Source organism: Candidatus Nitrosocaldus islandicus, assembly GCF_002906215.1.
In the GTDB taxonomy this organism is placed as follows: domain Archaea; phylum Thermoproteota; class Nitrososphaeria; order Nitrososphaerales; family Nitrosocaldaceae; genus Nitrosocaldus; species Nitrosocaldus cavascurensis.
This window is the reverse complement of the sequence record NZ_CP024014.1, coordinates 842196-860654: the sequence shown is the minus strand read 5'-3', so window position 1 is coordinate 860654 and position 18459 is coordinate 842196. Positions and strand designations below refer to the sequence as shown.

Annotated in this window: 18 protein-coding genes; 5 read left to right on the top strand and 13 right to left on the bottom strand. The window is 40.6% G+C overall.

Annotated features, from left to right (window positions below; translation table 11 throughout):
* The first annotated feature begins 71 nt into the window (after positions 1–71).
* Both dnaG and CRG89_RS04405 read left to right on the top strand, forming a co-directional pair.
* A complete protein-coding gene (gene dnaG / locus CRG89_RS04410) occupies positions 72–1334 on the top strand; it encodes a DNA primase DnaG (RefSeq protein ID WP_103287115.1) in 1263 nt (420 codons plus the stop codon).
* A complete protein-coding gene (locus CRG89_RS04405) occupies positions 1331–2044 on the top strand; it encodes a DUF120 domain-containing protein (RefSeq protein ID WP_103287114.1) in 714 nt (237 codons plus the stop codon). The genes dnaG and CRG89_RS04405 overlap by 4 nt, the downstream gene beginning before the upstream one ends.
* A 42-nt stretch (positions 2045–2086) precedes the next feature.
* Here CRG89_RS04405 and CRG89_RS04400 read toward each other — a convergent pair whose 3' ends face one another.
* The 3 genes from CRG89_RS04400 to CRG89_RS04390 form a co-directional block, all read right to left on the bottom strand.
* The gene (locus CRG89_RS04400) at positions 2087–2980 is read right to left on the bottom strand and encodes a sulfurtransferase (RefSeq protein WP_103287113.1); all 894 of its coding nucleotides are present in this window, start codon (positions 2978–2980) and stop codon (positions 2087–2089) included.
* The gene (locus CRG89_RS04395; protein ID WP_103287112.1) at positions 2977–4812 is read right to left on the bottom strand and encodes a nitrite/sulfite reductase; all 1836 of its coding nucleotides are present in this window, start codon (positions 4810–4812) and stop codon (positions 2977–2979) included. The genes CRG89_RS04400 and CRG89_RS04395 overlap by 4 nt, the downstream gene beginning before the upstream one ends.
* A 211-nt stretch (positions 4813–5023) precedes the next feature.
* A complete protein-coding gene (locus CRG89_RS04390; protein WP_197706564.1) occupies positions 5024–5749 on the bottom strand; it encodes a hypothetical protein in 726 nt (241 codons plus the stop codon).
* 137 nt (positions 5750–5886) lie between these two features.
* On the opposite strand from CRG89_RS04390, the gene CRG89_RS04385 reads away from it, so the two are divergent.
* Entirely contained in the window at positions 5887–6393 is a 507-nt protein-coding gene (locus CRG89_RS04385) for a hypothetical protein (RefSeq protein WP_103287111.1), read from the top strand.
* Positions 6394–6462: 69 nt separating this feature from the next.
* Positions 6463–6609 carry a hypothetical protein gene (locus tag CRG89_RS08720; protein ID WP_158648714.1) on the top strand — a complete coding sequence of 49 codons (147 nt, stop codon included), beginning with the start codon at positions 6463–6465 and terminating at the stop codon, positions 6607–6609.
* 37 nt (positions 6610–6646) lie between these two features.
* Here the strand turns inward: CRG89_RS08720 and CRG89_RS04380 are convergent, their stop codons facing one another.
* From CRG89_RS04380 to CRG89_RS04335, 10 genes are all read right to left on the bottom strand, one after another.
* The gene (locus tag CRG89_RS04380) at positions 6647–7693 is read right to left on the bottom strand and encodes an urease accessory protein UreD (protein ID WP_197706565.1); all 1047 of its coding nucleotides are present in this window, start codon (positions 7691–7693) and stop codon (positions 6647–6649) included.
* Positions 7694–7737: 44 nt separating this feature from the next.
* Positions 7738–8391, bottom strand: coding sequence for an urease accessory protein UreG (ureG, locus tag CRG89_RS04375; protein WP_103287110.1), 654 nt, complete (start codon positions 8389–8391; stop codon positions 7738–7740).
* Positions 8392–8408: 17 nt separating this feature from the next.
* Positions 8409–9242 (bottom strand): urease accessory protein UreF, encoded by an 834-nt coding sequence (locus CRG89_RS04370; RefSeq protein ID WP_217349401.1) that lies wholly within the window; start codon positions 9240–9242, stop codon positions 8409–8411.
* On the bottom strand, positions 9205–9729 hold the full coding sequence (locus CRG89_RS04365; RefSeq protein ID WP_103287108.1) for an urease accessory protein UreE: 525 nt from the start codon (positions 9727–9729) through the stop codon (positions 9205–9207). The genes CRG89_RS04370 and CRG89_RS04365 overlap by 38 nt, the downstream gene beginning before the upstream one ends.
* Positions 9726–10085: a hypothetical protein gene (locus CRG89_RS04360; RefSeq protein WP_148695184.1), complete on the bottom strand. Its 360-nt coding sequence runs from the start codon at positions 10083–10085 to the stop codon at positions 9726–9728. The genes CRG89_RS04365 and CRG89_RS04360 overlap by 4 nt, the downstream gene beginning before the upstream one ends.
* A gap of 7 nt (positions 10086–10092) precedes the next feature.
* Entirely contained in the window at positions 10093–11643 is a 1551-nt protein-coding gene (locus CRG89_RS04355) for a TCP-1/cpn60 chaperonin family protein (protein ID WP_103287106.1), read from the bottom strand.
* An 85-nt stretch (positions 11644–11728) separates the two neighbouring features.
* Complete coding sequence (ureC, locus tag CRG89_RS04350) at positions 11729–13456, bottom strand: urease subunit alpha (protein WP_103287105.1); 1728 nt, start codon at positions 13454–13456, stop codon at positions 11729–11731.
* Between the two features lie 9 nt (positions 13457–13465).
* Positions 13466–13834 (bottom strand): urease subunit beta, encoded by a 369-nt coding sequence (locus CRG89_RS04345; protein WP_103287916.1) that lies wholly within the window; start codon positions 13832–13834, stop codon positions 13466–13468.
* A gap of 18 nt (positions 13835–13852) precedes the next feature.
* Positions 13853–14155 carry an urease subunit gamma gene (locus CRG89_RS04340; RefSeq protein ID WP_103287104.1) on the bottom strand — a complete coding sequence of 101 codons (303 nt, stop codon included), beginning with the start codon at positions 14153–14155 and terminating at the stop codon, positions 13853–13855.
* A 134-nt stretch (positions 14156–14289) separates the two neighbouring features.
* Entirely contained in the window at positions 14290–15453 is a 1164-nt protein-coding gene (locus CRG89_RS04335; RefSeq protein WP_103287103.1) for an urea transporter, read from the bottom strand.
* Positions 15454–15677: 224 nt separating this feature from the next.
* Between CRG89_RS04335 and CRG89_RS04330 the strand changes: the two genes are divergently transcribed.
* Positions 15678–18437 carry a sodium:solute symporter family transporter gene (locus CRG89_RS04330; RefSeq protein ID WP_103287102.1) on the top strand — a complete coding sequence of 920 codons (2760 nt, stop codon included), beginning with the start codon at positions 15678–15680 and terminating at the stop codon, positions 18435–18437.
* Positions 18438–18459: the final 22 nt, after the last annotated feature.

Genomic DNA, 18459 nt, shown 5'->3' with positions numbered 1-18459 from the left:
GAGATGGAACACTTATATCTAAGGATTTGGTATGCTCCTTGTTATACTAAATAGAGGAGAGGAGAGAAATATTGCCTAACTCAGGGGTTGTTAAATACAATGTAAAGATAAGGTTCGAGGTGGATGGGATAGTAGAGAGGGCAGATATAATAGGAGCCCTCTTTGGGCAGACAGAGGGGTTACTAGGCCCAGAGATGAACCTGAACGAGCTGCAGAGGACATCGAAGGTTGGAAGGATAGAGGTTATGCTAGATGTAAAGAGCAACAAGAGCAGTGGAGAAGTGATCATACCAATGAGTGCTGATATAAGCACTACAGCACTAATAGCAGCAGCAGTGGAGACCATAGATAAGGTTGGACCATTCAATGCAAAGTTTACCCTCGATGTTATAGAGGATGTTAGAGAGTTGAAGAAGAAGCTTATAGTTGAGAGGGCAAAGAAGATAGTACAGGAGTGGGCTGCAAAGACCATGAGTGAGTCTGAGGAGATGCTAAAGGATATATATGATGCTGTAAAGCCAGCAAGGTTAACAACATATGGCAAGGAGCATCTTGCATGTGGTGCTGGTATATTTGATTCAGACTGGATAATACTTGTTGAAGGTAGGGCAGATGTTATAAACCTGTTAAGAGCAGGCTATGATAATGCAATAGCGATAGAGGGTGCAAAGATATCTGATGCTGTTGTAAGGTTGAGCAAGGAGAAGAGTTATGTTGTAGCCTTCCTAGATGGTGATAGGGCAGCGGATCTTATCCTTAAAGAACTACAGAATACTATAAGGATAGATAAGGTTGTTAGGGCTCCCCAAGGTAGAGAGGTTGAGGATCTAACACCTCTAGAGATACAGGAGTTGCTCAAGGATGCAGTACCTTCACAACAGGAGTTAAAGGCCAAGATGAGGGAGAGGGATAGAGAGAGGGAAAGGGAGAGGGAGAGGGAAAGAGAAGGTATTGGGGGTACAAGGTACAGGGAGAGGATCGCAAAAGAGGAGAGTGGTAGGGAGGTTGTTGTAGAGGAGGAAGGGGTTGTACTTGATGAAACACTAACAAGCAAGATAAAGGAGGCATTCTCTTCCATAAATGAGACGTTAGAGGCTGTAGCACTGGATGCTGATATGCAGCAGAGGTTCAGGGTACCAGTGAGCGAGGTTGTACAGAGGCTGCAGGAGGAGAAGGATATCAAATATCTAGTGCTTGATGGTATAATAACTCAGAGGCTGCTAGATGCATGTTCAAAGGCTGGTGTTGAGTACGTCATAGGCCATAGGATGGCTGATATAAAGAACGCATATAATATAAAGGCTCTAACATTCAACCAGTTAAGGCTTACATGAGCGAGATAAAGGTGCAACATATACTAACCATTGCAGAGTTACTGCTAAGAGGTGCTAGGGATAACTATGTCACTATAACAACAAGGGAGTTGGGGGCAAAGATAGGAAGATCACAGCAGGCAGCATCAAAGCATCTCCTTGAGTTGGAAGAGAAGGGTTACATAAGTAGGAGGAAGAGTGGGCAGGGGTTCTGTGTAAGGGTTACTGAGAAGGGCTACAGGGAGGTTCAAGAACTCTTCATAAGACTCAAGGCTGCAATTGAGCCATTACCGAAGGTTATAGAGTTGATAGGGGTAGCAGTAGCAGGTATGGGAGAGGGAGGCTACTACATGTCCCTAGAAGGTTACAGGAGGCAGTTCTTAGAGAGATTGGGTTTCGACCCATACCCTGGAACCTTAAACATCAGGCTAGATAAGATATACATAGACCTCAAGAGGGAGTTGGCTATGTACCCTGCTATAACAATAGATGGGTTCAGTGATGGTAAGAGAACTTATGGCTGGGTTAAGTGCTACACTGCAAAGATAAATGATAAGATAGATGGTGCTATGCTTGTACTTGAAAGAACCCATCACGATGAGAGCATAATGGAAGTGATAGCCCCAGTGAAGATAATGGATGCTCTAGGCTTAAGGTATGGTGATAGGATAAACGTTAAGGTATTCGTGCAGCAGAAACATAAGAGTAATGGTGCTGTTAACATAAGATAGAATGGGAGAGTAGTAGATTGATTATTGATTAATTATTGATCTTTACTCTGCAGATAGGTCCCAGTAATGAGCATTCTTGAAACCTTCAACTGGTAAGTTAAGAGACCTCCACTCCTTGAGCGATCTTGCATATAGCCTAACCCTAGTGTAGCCTGCCAACCTCAATGCATAGTATGATAAGCCAGATAGTGTACCAACGCTACCGCAGTATACTATAACCTCATCATTCCTGCTTATCTTCCTGTATGATAGGAGTGAGTTTATCTCATCAACAGACTTGAGTATCCTATCCTCTCCAGCAAATGCCTTCCATGGTATATTCATTGCATACGGGATGTGATGGTCTAGATAGTTAAGCCTCTCTCTTACATCTAGAAGTACCTTACCCTCACCATCACCCTTCTTGCTGCTGCTACTACTATTGCTGTTGGTCTCCTTACCTTGCTGTAACTGCTTGATCCCTTCTATTATAGCTTGGATGTAATCGTACGTTGCAAGTATATCATAATCCGCATTGATACCTGTATCATCAACAACAGATACTTGCTCAATACTCTTGCCCTTGCCTCTACCCTTCTCAACTTCATAGCCTAACGATACCCATCTTCCATAAGTAATAGAGAGGAGAGATACCCTCTCATGCCCTATGTACTCCAATGCCCATGCCACCCTTGCTGCCAATGCACCAAACGTATCATCATAAACTATTGCATACTTGCTGGCATCATCAACCCCAATGCTCCTGAACAGTCCATGTAACTGCTTAGGGTCCATACTCTCTAGCACCCTTGCCAATGGTAGTGATACTGCATCTGGTATATGCCCCTGTATGTAATCCTCCTCCTTGCGTACATCTATAAGCACTACATCCTTGCTTGAGATATTGAGTAGTTCTTCTGGCTCAACAAGCACTGGATACCTCCTTCTTGCTTTCATGCAGCACACTCACCCCTAGCGGTCTTGACTATGAACCTAGAATCACTACCATAATCAACGTAACTCTCTGGATCCTCCTCAGGTGATGGGAGTTTAGATGCCTCCTCTATTATAGGTTTGAGATCATCAATGCTCTTTATGTTAGTACCATTACCTTCCAGCACCCTATCTATCCAAGATGCGAAACCCTCTCCATCAAGCCTCTCCTTTCTATACACATCTATGAGCCTTAGGATTACATCTATGATTCGCTTTGCTGGTACCCTTGCAACTATCCTTCCAAGAGCACTCTCCTTGCCTACCTTACCTCCTAATAGCATGTTGTATGCTGGGGTGAGCGTATTATTCATCCTCACAGCAGCACCAAAGAACCCAATCGTTGCTATCATATGCTGACCACAGGAGTTGGGGCAACCGCTAATCTTTATAGTTGCATCCCTTAAAGCATCATCCATGTCAAGCCCTAACTCTATCAACCTGCTCCTTATCTCCTTTGCTAATCTATGGGCATTGGTTATTGCTAGGTTGCATGAGGTTGTGCTTGTGCATCCAACCACCGATGCTATGCTCAGTGCACCATAGTTTGCTAATCCTGCTTCTGATAGCCTATTGTAGAGTTCAACCAACCTGCTCTTCATAACCCACCTTAATGCAAATCCTTGGGATGGAGTTGTTACAACACAGCCCTCATGGGAGAACTCCCTGCATATACTTGCCAATGCTCTCAACTGCCTTGCTGTAATATCCCCAGCAGGTAATGGTATGAATACTATAGCGTAACCCTTCTGCTTCTGATCCATCACATTGCTCCTAACCCATCTATGGAACCCATCTGGAGCATTGAATGGTTTCAACTCAACAAGATTTGTATCCTCTATATCTGGAGCATCAACCTTAGCCTCTCTTATGTAAAGCCTTGCTAGAACAGACCTTGTCATAAGCACTATCTTCCTCTCCTTCAACACCAACTCCCTGAACCTCTCAAAGCCCATGTCATGGACAAGATAGCGCATTCTATTCCTGTGCACCTTCTCTCTATCACCAAGCCTATCGAATAGCCTTATAACTGCCATGCATGTTGGTAATAGCATATCCTCTGGCGTGAAATCTTCAAGAAGTTCAGCAAGGTATGATGCTGGTCCTAAGCCTCCACCTATGTAGACCCTGAAGCCTCTAACCTTCTTAACAGTAGCATTACCATCAGATACCTCCTCTTCCCTAACCACAGGTACAAGCCCAACATCTGCTATCCTTGCATAACTATGCTCATCACAGCATGCAAAGTTAAACTTGAACTTCCTTGGAAGGTTCTGGCACATAGGGTTGCGTAAGAAGAACCTTGCCAATGCCTTTGCATATGGCGTAACATCGAATGGTTCATTACTACATATGCCTGCAAATGGGGAGCATGTTACATTCCTTACAGTATTCCCGCATGCCTCTCTACTCGTTAGTCCAACCTCTACCAATCCCTTCTCAACTGCAGGGGCATCATCAAGGTATACCCAATGCATCTGTATATTCTGCCTAGTTGTAACATGTACACTTCCTATTGAGAAGTCCTCACTCAGCTTTGCTAATCTTGTAAGTTGCTCTGGGTAGAGTATCCCAGCAGGGATCTTTATCCTTACCATTGTGTAGTCCTTGTTAAGTCTTGATCCATACATGCCATGCTGTAATCTGAACCTTCTAAACTCATCCTCGCTTATCTTACCCTCCCTGTAGAGCCTGATCATCTCCTCAACAGCTGTCACCTCTTCAGGTAATCCCCACTCTTCTCTCTTCCTACTATCATCATCAGTATGCGTGAGATTCTCTTGCTGCTTTTGCATATAGCGGTATTATAACATCGTTATATTTAAAACTTCTTTAAATAAATATTAGGGAATAAAGTACCGTTTATAATATAATTAGCGTATTATATATAACAATCGTTACTATGACTGTTGGTATGTTATACAAACCTGATAAGAATAATCCTTTACGTATAACTTAATGCTTGACATGGAAGTAATAATCCTAAGTTCTCATCATAACTATTTATCAGAATAGTCCTAGAGCAAAACCTAAGGCCATAACTGCTAGTACCAATGCTGTTATCTTTGGTAGATACCTGCTATATGGAATGATCTTATGCTGGACATACGTGTATGCCTTCACGGCAAGTATAGTTATTCCTATCAGTGCTATGGCTACAGCAGTAGCATAGGTAACGATCAACAGTAGTGGATCAACTCCTCCTACTGCCAAAGAAAGTATAACAAACTCTTCCTCATGGGCAAAACCTAGTATCAATGCAAAGCCTGCTATTGCATTCAAGCTTGGAACCGCTCTAGCTAGATGAACATGTATATGAGAGTGATAACCCACGTCTTTATGCCAGTGCATATGCTCATGCTCTATCAACTGCGTATTATCATGGAGATGCCCATGTTGAGTCTCTATAAAGTCCTCACCCTTCTCCCTCCAAAATAAGTATGCTAAAACACCTAAGGCTATAGCAACACCATACTGTAGGTATTGAAGAGGTATCTCTATTAATGGAGAGATCAATATGTATGCCAAAACAACAACTATCGATGATAGGAAATGGGCACCTGCTATAATCCCCGAGCTTATAAAACCACTAACCAATTGTCGCCTACTATGCATGGAATAGAGTACTGCTACAAGCCAGCCATGTGATGGATTAACCCCATGCAATAGTCCAAATACTATGACACCTATAAGCACGCCATCTATCATAGTTACAGGCTTTGTAACACTCATGATTATATATTGCTTCTCATGAATCCGATTAGTTAAAATATAGCTCTTCTATATAGAGTAGATAAGCGATGGACGATATCAAAGAAAGAATAGAATTCTTATGTGATATCACTGAAGAAGATAAAAATAATATAATCATGCTCGTTAAGATAGCCGATGAGACTATATTCAATTACTTCAACAAGAGGTGTAGAGATTTCAACATAGTTATATGTGAAGGTGAGTGGGCCATGACTGTGCAGAGTATAAGCCATAGGAGGAAGAAGTATGGTGAGATCATGAGATTCAGCGATACAAATAATATATCCTTTACAGATACTAGGTTAAGGGAGATAATTATAAGAAAGGATAAGGCCAACTTTGGTAACTATTTGCATGAGATGGTATTTGCAGTGATGCATGATGGCCTCCCTGAACATCTTAGAGAAGCACTAGCATGGTACTTTACTTTAGAGATGCTTAAACCATATAGATATGCTAAACCTGCTTATCCTAACTGGGTCATAGACCTTTATCTTCAGCCTATAAGGTATCTTGTAAGGATGTTTGGTATAGAGCTTACAAAAGATCTTGCGTTAGGTAATGTTGATGTTGAGGACTCCCTACTTCCTACAGAGGTACAGAGGTTATTTTTGCCTGAGTAGGTAATATCTAAGAATGTTTAATATTATTATTATATTCCTTCCTTGTAATATGTACAAAGGGCGTATTGTATGAGTGTTAAGAGGTATAAGAAGAGTAAGGCTATATGGTGTAATGATTGTGATATAGTATTTGATACCCTCCAAGTTGCAGAAGAACATGCAGAACAGACTGGCCATACTATAAAAGTAATCGAGTTTATAACTGATAGAGAGTAAATACTATTATAGATGAAACGTTGTAGGATAGGAGGAGTTAGCCCTTCCTTATACCACTAAATCTAGCATTAAGAACAACTCTTCTAACTATTCTAATCGCTTCATATACAAAACTCCGTATATCATCTGCTATGCTACCCAACAGCCTAACAATTACACCAGAGTCATAGGGTAGTATAGTTGCTCCTCCAACTACATTAGTAAAGTGCTTAAGAGTAGTGTTTATCTCTTCACTTATAGTATTAACATACTCTGCTTTAGTTATTATGTAGATGTTTCCAACCACATCATGCTCACCTAGTATACCCATTGTCTTGAGGTTATTCTTCTTTGGTTCTAAGACTACATTATCCATGAACCTTATATTACCATACTGGTTCCTTGCTATGGTCTTCATATAACATATATCATATTGGAATGCTTCATTCCTTGCAACCCTTCCAGGTACTATTATCTCAGAGTAAACTAGAGTAGCATGCTCATGGACGTTCAAGTTAACCTTCTGATAGAAACGTGAATCTCTGTAAGGAATTATCTGATCAGGTATATACTCCATATAGCAATCTTTATCAACATAAATGTTAATCATCTGCGTAGCATAGTTCTTATTCATCCTGTATATCCTAGTTGCACCTTGGGTTGTTACGTGTAATAGTGCTTTATTCTTTAACATTATATCTATCCTGTACCTATCTCCCTGCAGTATTCCTCCAGATGGAGACATTATGTACACATATGCCATAGATGGCAATGACTCCTCAAGGTACATTGCTTTAAGTACAACTAATGGTACCTTTGAGAACTTTTCCTTTATCACTGTCCTACCATCTATAGGATCACTCTCGAGCATTAAGTAAAGCAGACCTGTTTTACCAGACCTGCCCACATCTAACTGTGCTAGCCTTGCTTCATATGCTGATACTTCAGGTGGTATATCATCAGGAATGTAGAACTTTATATTCGTATAATTTATAGCGTCAGCATAGTTAGTAGTATGCATACCATTATCATCGTTATCATTACTATCAGTTAACTTTACATCATCATTGTTCATAACATTACCTCCTGTGTAATAGACATACATAAATTAATTTATTTTTATTTCTCATAAAATTGAATTTAATTTGCTTATCTACTGATTGGCTTTGGTTGTGCCTCAAATAGCACATCCCTCACTATATGCTCTACCACTTTATCTATACCCTCTCCAGACTTACAGTTGATGAACACAAATGGCTTATCTCCTCTCACAATCCTTGCATCCCTCTCCATAACGTTAAGATCTGCCCCAACATATGGAGCAAGATCTACCTTATTTATAACAAGTAGATCACACGTCTCTATTCCTAACCCTCTCTTCCTAGGATACTTGTCTCCAGCAGAGACATCTACTATGTAGATGAAGTAATCAGCAAGTGCTGGACTAAATGTAGTTGTTATATTATCTCCTCCACTCTCTATTATTATGAGATCGAGATATGGATACTTACTCTCCAACTCCTCCACTATGGCCAAGTTCATGGAAGGGTCCTCACGTATTGCAGTATGCGGGCATCCTCCGGTTGCTACGCCTATCACAAGTTCCTCTGGCATTATACCCATCTCCTTGGCCAGATGTCTACGCATTCTCTCAGCATCTTCCTTTGATACAACATCGTTAGATATTATGCCAATCTTGTAACCCTTTGCTGCTAATATTGGTACTATTCTCTCTATAAGCATGGTCTTACCAGAACCTACTGGTCCACCTATCCCTAACCTTGGTATCCTCTTACTACTCATATGTAACATCTATGCTCTCAAGTTATAAACATTTTCGTAGCGAGTCTCTCATGCATCATCTGCACAACATCTATCTCTGGTGCGAATTGCCACATGTTCGATAATGACTTATCTATATTCTCCTTCACAATCGAGACCATCAATGGCTTAAGCTCATTTACTATAATCTGTCCTTGAAAGTGATTTAACATGCCTAGCCTCAATGCCGCACCTATCACGCTTATGGAAAAGGAGTATAGCAGTATGAGTCCAGCTTTGGGTTTTGATATATCAAATATGTTGCATGCTATTGCTAAGGCTACTGGATATACACCGTTTGCTTTCTTCGATCTTATTGCATTATCGTATAACTCTAATATAGAATAATTGTTATTATTACTTGCCTTCTTGTTGCTGATTATTTGACTCAAACACCTTATTAGTTGTATACCAGATCTTACAGATGCCTCCCTTATCTCCTTTATCAGCCTCATAGCAAATATTGTATTATCTATCTCAATTAACCTATTTAGATCTGATTCCTTTGAAGCTTGGTAAGCGTTACCTAATGCTACACAATCTGCAGGACCTATCTGCTGCTTCAAGAATACAGTCAATAGATTCCTTAGATGTTCTACACTCTTAACCCTCTTATTATAAAAGAACATCTCTAACCCGTTTGATGTTGTATACATACCAGTTGGAAAGAAGGAATCGGCTAACTGCATAACACTGATATCTTGTATACTTATTTCATCTATTACATTATCATCATAACTATTACTCTCAGCACGACTGTGTGCTTTACTATTATTATTCCCTCTTACATCTACATCAATGCTCATGTACCTCAATCCCTTCCTCTGGTTCAAAGATCATCCTTGTTTTCTCTATTACAACATGGGTAAGTATAGTATTAAGCAGTCTCTTTAGCATCTCTATCTCGGTATCAGTCTGTATAGGGAAATAAATGCTTCTATCTTCAACCTTTATAGGCCTATGTAGGTTTCCTATTGTATGTCCTATCCTAACAGCAATCTCCACAACATGATCTATAGGTGTATCATCCATAATCCTTATCATTGCAAGGTTCTCCTCCTCTAGTTCTACAACTACCATCCTCTCATTGGATAAATGAATCACATCCCCGTGTCTTAATCTAAAGCCCTGAGGTAATGTTATAATCACATCGCTACCCTTATCTGTTACCTTACGCATTCTCACTCTTTCTGACTCTATCCTGTTTATCTTCACGACCTCACATAACCCTTGTCTTGACATCTCTTCATATCTTGCTCTTAACGTACTATCCCTTTTTATATTGCCTATTATTGAACTGACCTGTATGCTAGTGCTCATACCTTCTTGCTCACCTTTGCTTCCTTTAATCTCTTAACAGCATCATGCATATCGAGCATCCTTTGTGTAGTATCGATGTGGCCGTAATGTCTGTATGCTGATCTATCAACAAATGCAAATAATAGACCATTGCTACTGAACTTCACCCTTGCGCCTATCTCAAACCTCTCAGCTATAATACATGTTGTTACTCTATGGTAAGGATGATCTAGGTTTAGATGTGTTAAAGGATCTATATAACCTGACATGGCTGCTATCTTACCTGCAACTATTGTAACATGCCTTATCTTACTAGGATCTATAACATGCATATCTTCATCAACGTTCGATTCTTCTACACAATGGCGTATCAGCAACTCTTTTTCACCTCTTACTCTCTGATAATGCTTGTTGGCTAAGGTCGTCTGCAGCAAGGTTTCTATCTATCCTCAGTACTGCTTTTGCTATCTCACCAGCAGCCTTTAGAGCAGTTGTCTTTACCAGTAAGGGGTCCAGTACACCTATCTCCATCATATCTATTGGCTCGCCAGTGTTTATATCTATGCCAAAGGTATCTTGCAATGCCTTTGCAGTCATGACCTTCTCTAGCCCATTGAAGCCAGCATTGGTAAGTATCTGCCTCATTATGCTCTCCAACGCTGCTGCAACAACATCTATTCCAACTTGCTCCAAACCCTTCAACTTCAAACTCTTCATCTTATCTATTACATGTAACTCTGCAGCACCACCACCAACAACCACACCCTTGTTAAGTGCAGCTTCTGCAGCATTGACCCCATCCCTAACAGCTCTCCATCTCTCTAACGACGTTTCTTTCGTTGTACCAGAGACTATTATTGTGACTATATTCTTGTTCTTCCCATTCTCTATGTATATTATGTTGTTATCCTCATCCTCATAGACCCTATCTGCATAACCAAGGATATCTGGGAGTTTGAGATCATCCATGAACCTTGCAGGTTTTGCGTTAGTGTAACGTGCTACATGCTCTATCTCATCTGTAGAGATTATGGCAGCGAATACCCTTCTGCTTATTAATAAATTCTCTACAACATCATCTATTTCCGGTGATGCTATGAGTATAACATTTGCCCCAGTTGCTAGCATAGCATCTACTATCTCTTTTGCTTTTGTTACCCTATCCTTCTCCATAGTAAGGATATCTTCGTATCTACTATTCTCCTTTAGCCATGACTCCTTCACAGGCTTGAGATCAAGTTTACATATAAGTATCCTTGCATTCTTTACCTCCAACGGTATATCCTTATCCAATCTACCCCTTTCAAGTATCAGACCAGAGATTACTTTATCATCCATATTCATTCTTCTCACGATCTTTATTGATTTATCAAAATCGTATGAACCATTATAGGATGCGTTATTACCTACAGCTCTTATTGCAGATATTACTATAGATGCAAGTCTCTTACCATCCAACTTCGATGCTAATGATGTATTAACCACATGCTCCAACTCTACATCATCAATTGATATTTTCTTTGCTGCCTTCTCTAACAACTCACATGCATAGTATACACCACTCTCTATACCTTCAACAACCTTGGTTGGGTGCACTCCTAGTTCCTTTATCAGCCTCTTCCCTTCTTTAACCATCTCTGCTGCCATAACCACTGCTGTAGTAGTACCATCACCAACCAGCTGCTCTTGCCTCTCAGCAATCTCCACGACCATCCTTGCAACTGGATGTATAGTCTTCAACGATAGTAGTATGGTTACACCATCATTAGATACATGTCTATTCATTGCTTGATCTATTAGCAGTTTATCCAACCCTTTTGGGCCAAGCGTAGTTCTTACAGTATCTGCAACTGCTATAACAGCATTAACGTTAGACTCGAGTGCATCGAACTCTATATTCTGTGCCATAGGACGCCATACGCTTGTATTGGTCATCTTATAGGAATGATGAAATTGAAAATAAAAAAAGATTTTGGCTATTATACGCCTTATCTTATTACCTAGCTGCTGCTTACAGATATTACGCTATGAAGTACCTCTGTGCTAACGCTAACTCCTTGGCTGGCTCTACTGTTGCTATCTTACCATCTATCTTTACCTCATACGTCTCTGGATCTATCTCTATCTTTGGAGTGCTAGAGTTCCAAACCATATCCTTCTTGCTTATGTTCCTACAGTTCCTTACTGGAAGTACTATCTTCTCCAATCCTAGCCTGTTCTTCACACCCAACTCCATTGCCCTCTTCGATACGAATGTGAAGCTTGTGTTCTTCACGGCTCTACCAAATGCACCAAACATGGGTCTGTAGAATACAGGCTCAGGTGTTGGTATAGATGCGTTTGGATCGCCCATTATGGACCATGCTATGAACCCTCCCTTGAATACCATCTTTGGCTTTGCTGGGAAGAACGGTATAGGATACATCACTATATCAGCGTACTTGCCTGGCTCTAATGAGCCTACATAATCTGCTATTCCATGAGTCCTTGCACAGTTTATAGTTGTCTTTGCTATGTACCTCTTTGCCCTAAAGTTATCGTTCTCTGCAGAATCTTCCTTCAACTTACCCCTCATCTTCTTCATCTTGTCTGCGGTCTGCCATGCCCTTAACGTTATCTCACCTATCCTACCCATAGCTTGGCTATCAGATGAGTACATACTTAGTACTCCTTCATCATGGAGCACATCCTCTGCTGCTATAGTCTCAGCCCTTATCCTTGACTCTGCAAATGCAACATCCTCTGGCACTGCAGGGTTGAGATGATGGCAAAACATCAGCATATCTAGATGCTCATCAACAGTGTTTACGGTGTATGGCCTAGTTGGGTTTGTTGACGATGGTAATGCAAACTCTTCTGCTGCTATCTTCATTATATCTGGGGCATGACCCCCTCCAGCACCCTCTGTATGATATGTGTGTATAGTTCTACCATCTATTGCGTTTATGGTATCTTCAACGTAACCACACTCGTTAAGGGTATCTGTATGTATTGCTACTTGAGTATCTGTCATATCCGCTGCTCTAAGAGATGCATCTATAACTGCTGGTGTAGTACCCCAATCTTCATGTATCTTTGTTCCTATAGCACCAGCATCTATCTGCTCCAACTGTGTTGCAAGGGAGGGATGAGAGTCATTACCTTTGCCTAGGAACCCAAAGTTGACTGGGAAGTCCTCTACAGCCTCAAGCATTCTGCTTATGTTGAATACTCCAGGAGTACACGTGGTAGCATTCGTACCATCTGCAGGACCAGTGCCTCCTCCTATAAGTGTAGTTGTACCAGCACTTATAGCCTCTATGTAGAGCTGTGGGCATATGAAGTGTATATGCGTATCTATATGACCTGGTGTACATACTGTATGCTCTCCTGCAGTAGCCTCTGTACATGCAGAGACAACCATGTTAGGATCTACATCATCCATTATGTATGGATTACCAGCCTTCCCTATCCCTGCTATCTTCCCATCCTTCATGCCTATATCTGCCTTGACTATGCCTAGAATGGGATCGAGTATCAATGCATTGGTTATCACATGATCTAGTGCACCGTGAGCGTTTGTAACCCCTGGTGTCTGTGCCAAACCATCTCTCAATGTCTTGCCTCCTCCAAATACACACTCATCGCCTGGAGTTATTAGATCCTTCTCAACCTCTATTATTATATCGGTATCACCTAACCTAACCCTATCACCCTTACTAGGACCATATAGCTCTGTGTATTGCTTTCTGGTTAACTTGAGAACCATGCTCTCACCTCATGCACCTTTATAGCCTCTCATCCTAGCCTTCTCCAAAGCCATGCTCTTAACTACGCTAGATGTTGTGCTACCCATTGTTAAGCCACCACAACCATAGAACACCTTCCTACCTCCAAACTCCACCAACTCCACCTCCCTTGTATCTCCTGGTTCAAACCTGACTGCTGTGCCTGCAGGTATGTTAAGTCTGTAACCAAATGCTTTCTCTCTTGGGAACTCCAATGCTCTATTGACTTCGAAGAAGTGGGTATGAGAACCAACTTGTATAGGTCTATCGCCTGTATTCTTCACAGTTACTTTAACAGTATTTCTATACTTATTGCATACAACAGGCTCTGCAGAGAGTATGTATTCCCCTGGTTTCACCATACTCCTAACCACCTCTTACTGTATTGGATCATGTACGGTCACCAACTTTGTGCCATCTGGGAATGTTGCTTCTACCTGCACTGTATGTATCATATCTGCTACTCCATCCATAACATCACTCTTCTTTAGGATGGTCTTTGCCTCCTTCATCAACTGTGCTACGCTCTTACCCTCTCTTGCCCCTTCTACAACATAATTGGCAATGTATGCAACTGCCTCCACATAGTTCAACTTCAAGCCTCTGCTCTTGCGTTGTGCTGCTATCTGTGCAGCTGTCCATATCAACATCTTTTCTATTTCTCTAGGTGCTAACATCATACTAATCAGCTCTATGAGATAATTATCCAGCAAATATTTTAGAATTTTTAGTAAGAATTAATATAAGTCGACTTAACAGATTCAGTCGATGTCTACAAAAAATTTGTCTGGTTTGTTTGGTTATCTACAATCTGCTAGGGCCTAGCCCATCCTATCCCTGCTGGTATGTACTGGAATCCTGCAAGAGCAAGTAGGAATATCCATGCTGTGAATACAAAGGGTCCAGTCAGTGCAGGAAGACCCCATCTTCCAAACAGGTTCTGGAATGCAGGCATCATAAATGAGCATGCTATAGTTGCCAATACAGCGTATAGGAAGGTCTGCCATGTCAATGGTACAAAACTAGTCAATGCTATCATAACAAGTACTTGATTGAATCCATGCAGCCCCATCCTTATCTCGTTTGTAGGTAACTTCTGTAGTATAGCCATCCCTGCACCTATTGCAGAACCTATGAGTGCCATCAATCCTGCTAGGTAGAGAGGGGATGTGGGATCCCATTGCGTTGTATATGCATTTGTAAACAACCTTGATACAATCAATGTGCCATCAGGTGTAGTGTATGTAGTAGAGAGTAACTCGAATGATAATGTAAGCCCTACTACCCAGAATATGCCAGTCTTCCAGTTCTCTACGAACGTTACTTGTGAAACACCTTTAAGAACTGCTATCATGAACTCCTTTGGTGTCCATTTAAAGGAGTGTTCAGGCTCAGGGTTACTACTATCAGACATCAATTGACTTACACTTGTACCACTAGCAACCCCAGCAACTATAGGTTCTTTCTGAACTAGAGCTGGCCATATATTATGCCCAAACCTTTTTGTTGCAAGCATTATAGCCCATGTTGTAAATATGAAGGATGATGTGAACCCTGGTATAGCCCAGCCTTGACCTCCTTGTACAAACCAGTCGCCCATAACATGTGCAAATGCCATCCATGATACAGCTGTCCATGCAGCACCAAATATGGATATCCAGAATGTTGCATGGTTGGATTTAACGAATGGACCAGACCAGAAAGCCATCCCAGTAAGGATGGAGTTGTATCCAAAGAGCCCAAATGTTACTAGATCATATGGTGCACCCATCATCAATGCCATCCCTGCACCTATCAATCCTGCTATAACCATCATAACACCTGCTCTCCACGATGCTAGTAATACACCAGCCAATATCAGTATTCCATTCAATGGTGAGCTGAACAATGGTACTTCAGATATTCCATTGAAGAGTATGTAGAAGAAGTCCAGTAAAGGATCTCCAGTACTGTAGCTAGGGCAACATGTTCCTGCCATGTAGTAATGAATTACAAGATGGTTTAATTCTTTTTTAAAATACTAGGATTTAATTTATAATATACTAAAATGATCTAAATAAATTATCATATAGTATAAATTAATAATTAATTGATATGAACTGATGTTGCGAGTACCATCTAATAATACAGTAACATGTTATGTTATCATTAGATGTAATATTTTAAAATAATCTTTATAGATGGATGGTAGAAGAATAAGATATGGTCTCAATACTATCTGAAGGTGTAGGATACTTTATACTCATTGGACTTGGTTCTATAATGGCACTCATAGTAACATTGCTTATTAAGGCAGAGTTCAAATGGTTGGGAACAAAGATTACATCTGAATGGTTCGCTACAGCAGGAAGGAACATAAAGAGTGGGCTGGTAGCAGCATCTGTAGTATCTGCATGGACATGGGCTGCAACATTACTCCAATCCTCAACAGTAGCATATCAATTCGGTATAAGTGGACCATTCTGGTACGCTGCTGGTGCAAGCATACAGATAGTCCTGTTTGCAATACTTGCCATAGAACTGAAGAGAAAGGCTCCCACAGCACATACATTTGCAGAGATTATACATGTTAGATTTGGGGATAATGCGCATAAGATATTCCTCTTCTTCGCATTTATGACCAATACAATAGTAACTGTAATGCTAGTGCTTGGTGGTGCTTCTGCTGTATATGCTCTTACTGGTGTTAACATACATATAGCAGCTCTGCTTATACCATTTGGCATTATTATATACACGTTCTTTGGAGGTTTGAAGGCAACATTCTTGGCAGATTACCTTAATGCAGCGCTAATATTCATAGTTTTATTGATATTCGTTACAGTAATCTACTTTGTGAACCCAGAGATAGGTGGTATAACAGGGATGTACACTAAATTAACATCGGCGTCAATACTAAGACCTGTTGAAGGCAACGCTAATGGTTCATATCTAACGATGGCTTCTACTGGTGCGCTCATATTTGGTATAATAAACATAGTTGGGAATTTTGGTACAGTATTCGTTGATCAGGCTTACTGGCAGAGGGCTATAGCAGCAGAACCAAGGGCCGCAGCTAGGGGATTCTTGCTTGGAGGACTAGCGTGGTTTGCTATCCCATTTACTCTAGCAACTACACTAGGTCTAACTGCTGTTGCAATAGGTGTTACACTCAGCCAAACTGATGTAGGTTCTGGGTTAGCAGCACCAATGGCAGCATCGTACATACTGGGAGATGTGGGTGCAATACTTCTCCTTACTATGCTGTTTATGGCTGTAACATCTGCTGGTTCTGCTGAACTTATAGCAGTATCATCACTAGTGACATACGATATCTATAGAACGTATATCAAAAAGACAGCAACAGGAAAGGAAATGATAAGAGTATCAAGGGTAGTAATAGTAGCATTTGGCATAGGGATAGGAATATTAGCATCACTACTGATTCAACTAGGAGCTAACCTCCAATATATGTATCTCTCAATGGGCATACTGATAAGCTCTGCTGTAGTACCTATAGCCTTATCCATACTATCTAATCGAGCTAACAAGAGAGCAGTAACGTTGGGTGCTATATTGGGTCTTGTTTGTGGTGTATCAATCTGGCTCTATTCAGCAAATGTATTGTATGGGGAGATATCGGTATACTCTACAGGACAAAGTATACCTCTCTTGTTTGGAAATATCGCATCTTTATCTGTTAGTGCTATTATATCACTTATCTATAGTGTTCTAAGACCAGACAGGTTTGATTTCAGTGTATTGAGAAGAAGGATAAAGATTGTTGATGATAAGATAAGATCATTGCTTGAAGATAAAGATGAGATATTCTTGGAGAAGGCAAGACAGTTCACCCATAGATATGCGGTAGCATTAACACTAGCCTTGGTCGTTGCATGGCCTCTACCATTATACTTCTCCAATTATATATTCTCTGAAGCGATATACTATGTATGGGTTACGATAGCAATTATATGGGCTAGCATAGCATCTATCATAATAATAGTACTACCATTGGTAGAGGAGAGGAGTAGAATAATGCATGTCTGGAAGAACCTTATAATACCAACAGTACTAGCAGCGATAATGGCAGTAGCAATCATAGCATCAATCATGCTATACTCATCAATAGAAGAGAAGAATAAAGATATAGCAGAACATATTCTAGTATTCATCTACAGCTTATTAGGTGTTATGGGAGGCTTTGCAGCCATAGTTATAATGCTCAACATGAAGCTCTCAAAGTTGGTTGAGATAAGAACTAGAGAGTTGGAGTTAGCTAATGCAGAATTGAAGCGTAAGGATAGGTTAAAGGATGAGTTCATAAGCATAGCATCACATGAACTTAGAACCCCGATTCAACCAATCCTAGGATTTGTAAGCCTAGCAAGGAAGGGTAAGATAGATCCCGAGACTGCTTGGGATGGGATAGTTAGACATGCAAAGAGGTTACAGCATCTCACAAATGAGATACTTGATGTAAGCAGGATAGAGAGTGGGAATCTTGTATTGCATATGGAGAAGGTAAGGATAAATGATATAATAATTGATGTTATCAATACTCTAAGGCCAAGTATCAATGATGGGGTAGCATTAAATGTTAAGCTTGATGAGAATGTGGAGGTGTATATTGACAAGATAAGGATCAATCAGGTTATAACAAACATACTGGATAATGCAATAAAGTTCACAAAACATGGTGGGATAAGCATAGAGAGCAGAGTATTAAGGAGCAAGGAGAGGATAGAGATAAGCATAAGTGATACTGGCGGAGGTATACCACAAGATCTTCTTCCTGTTCTATTTGAGAAGTTCGTTACAAAGAGCATACATGATGGTAATCAGTATGGTGTTGGATTAGGTCTGTTCATAAGCCGAGCTATAGTTAATGCGCATAAGGGAGAGATAACTGCATATAACAATGATAGTGGTGGTGCAACATTTATAATAATACTCCCATTAGACAACACGAAATGTTTATAATCCTATGATCTCTCATAATAGA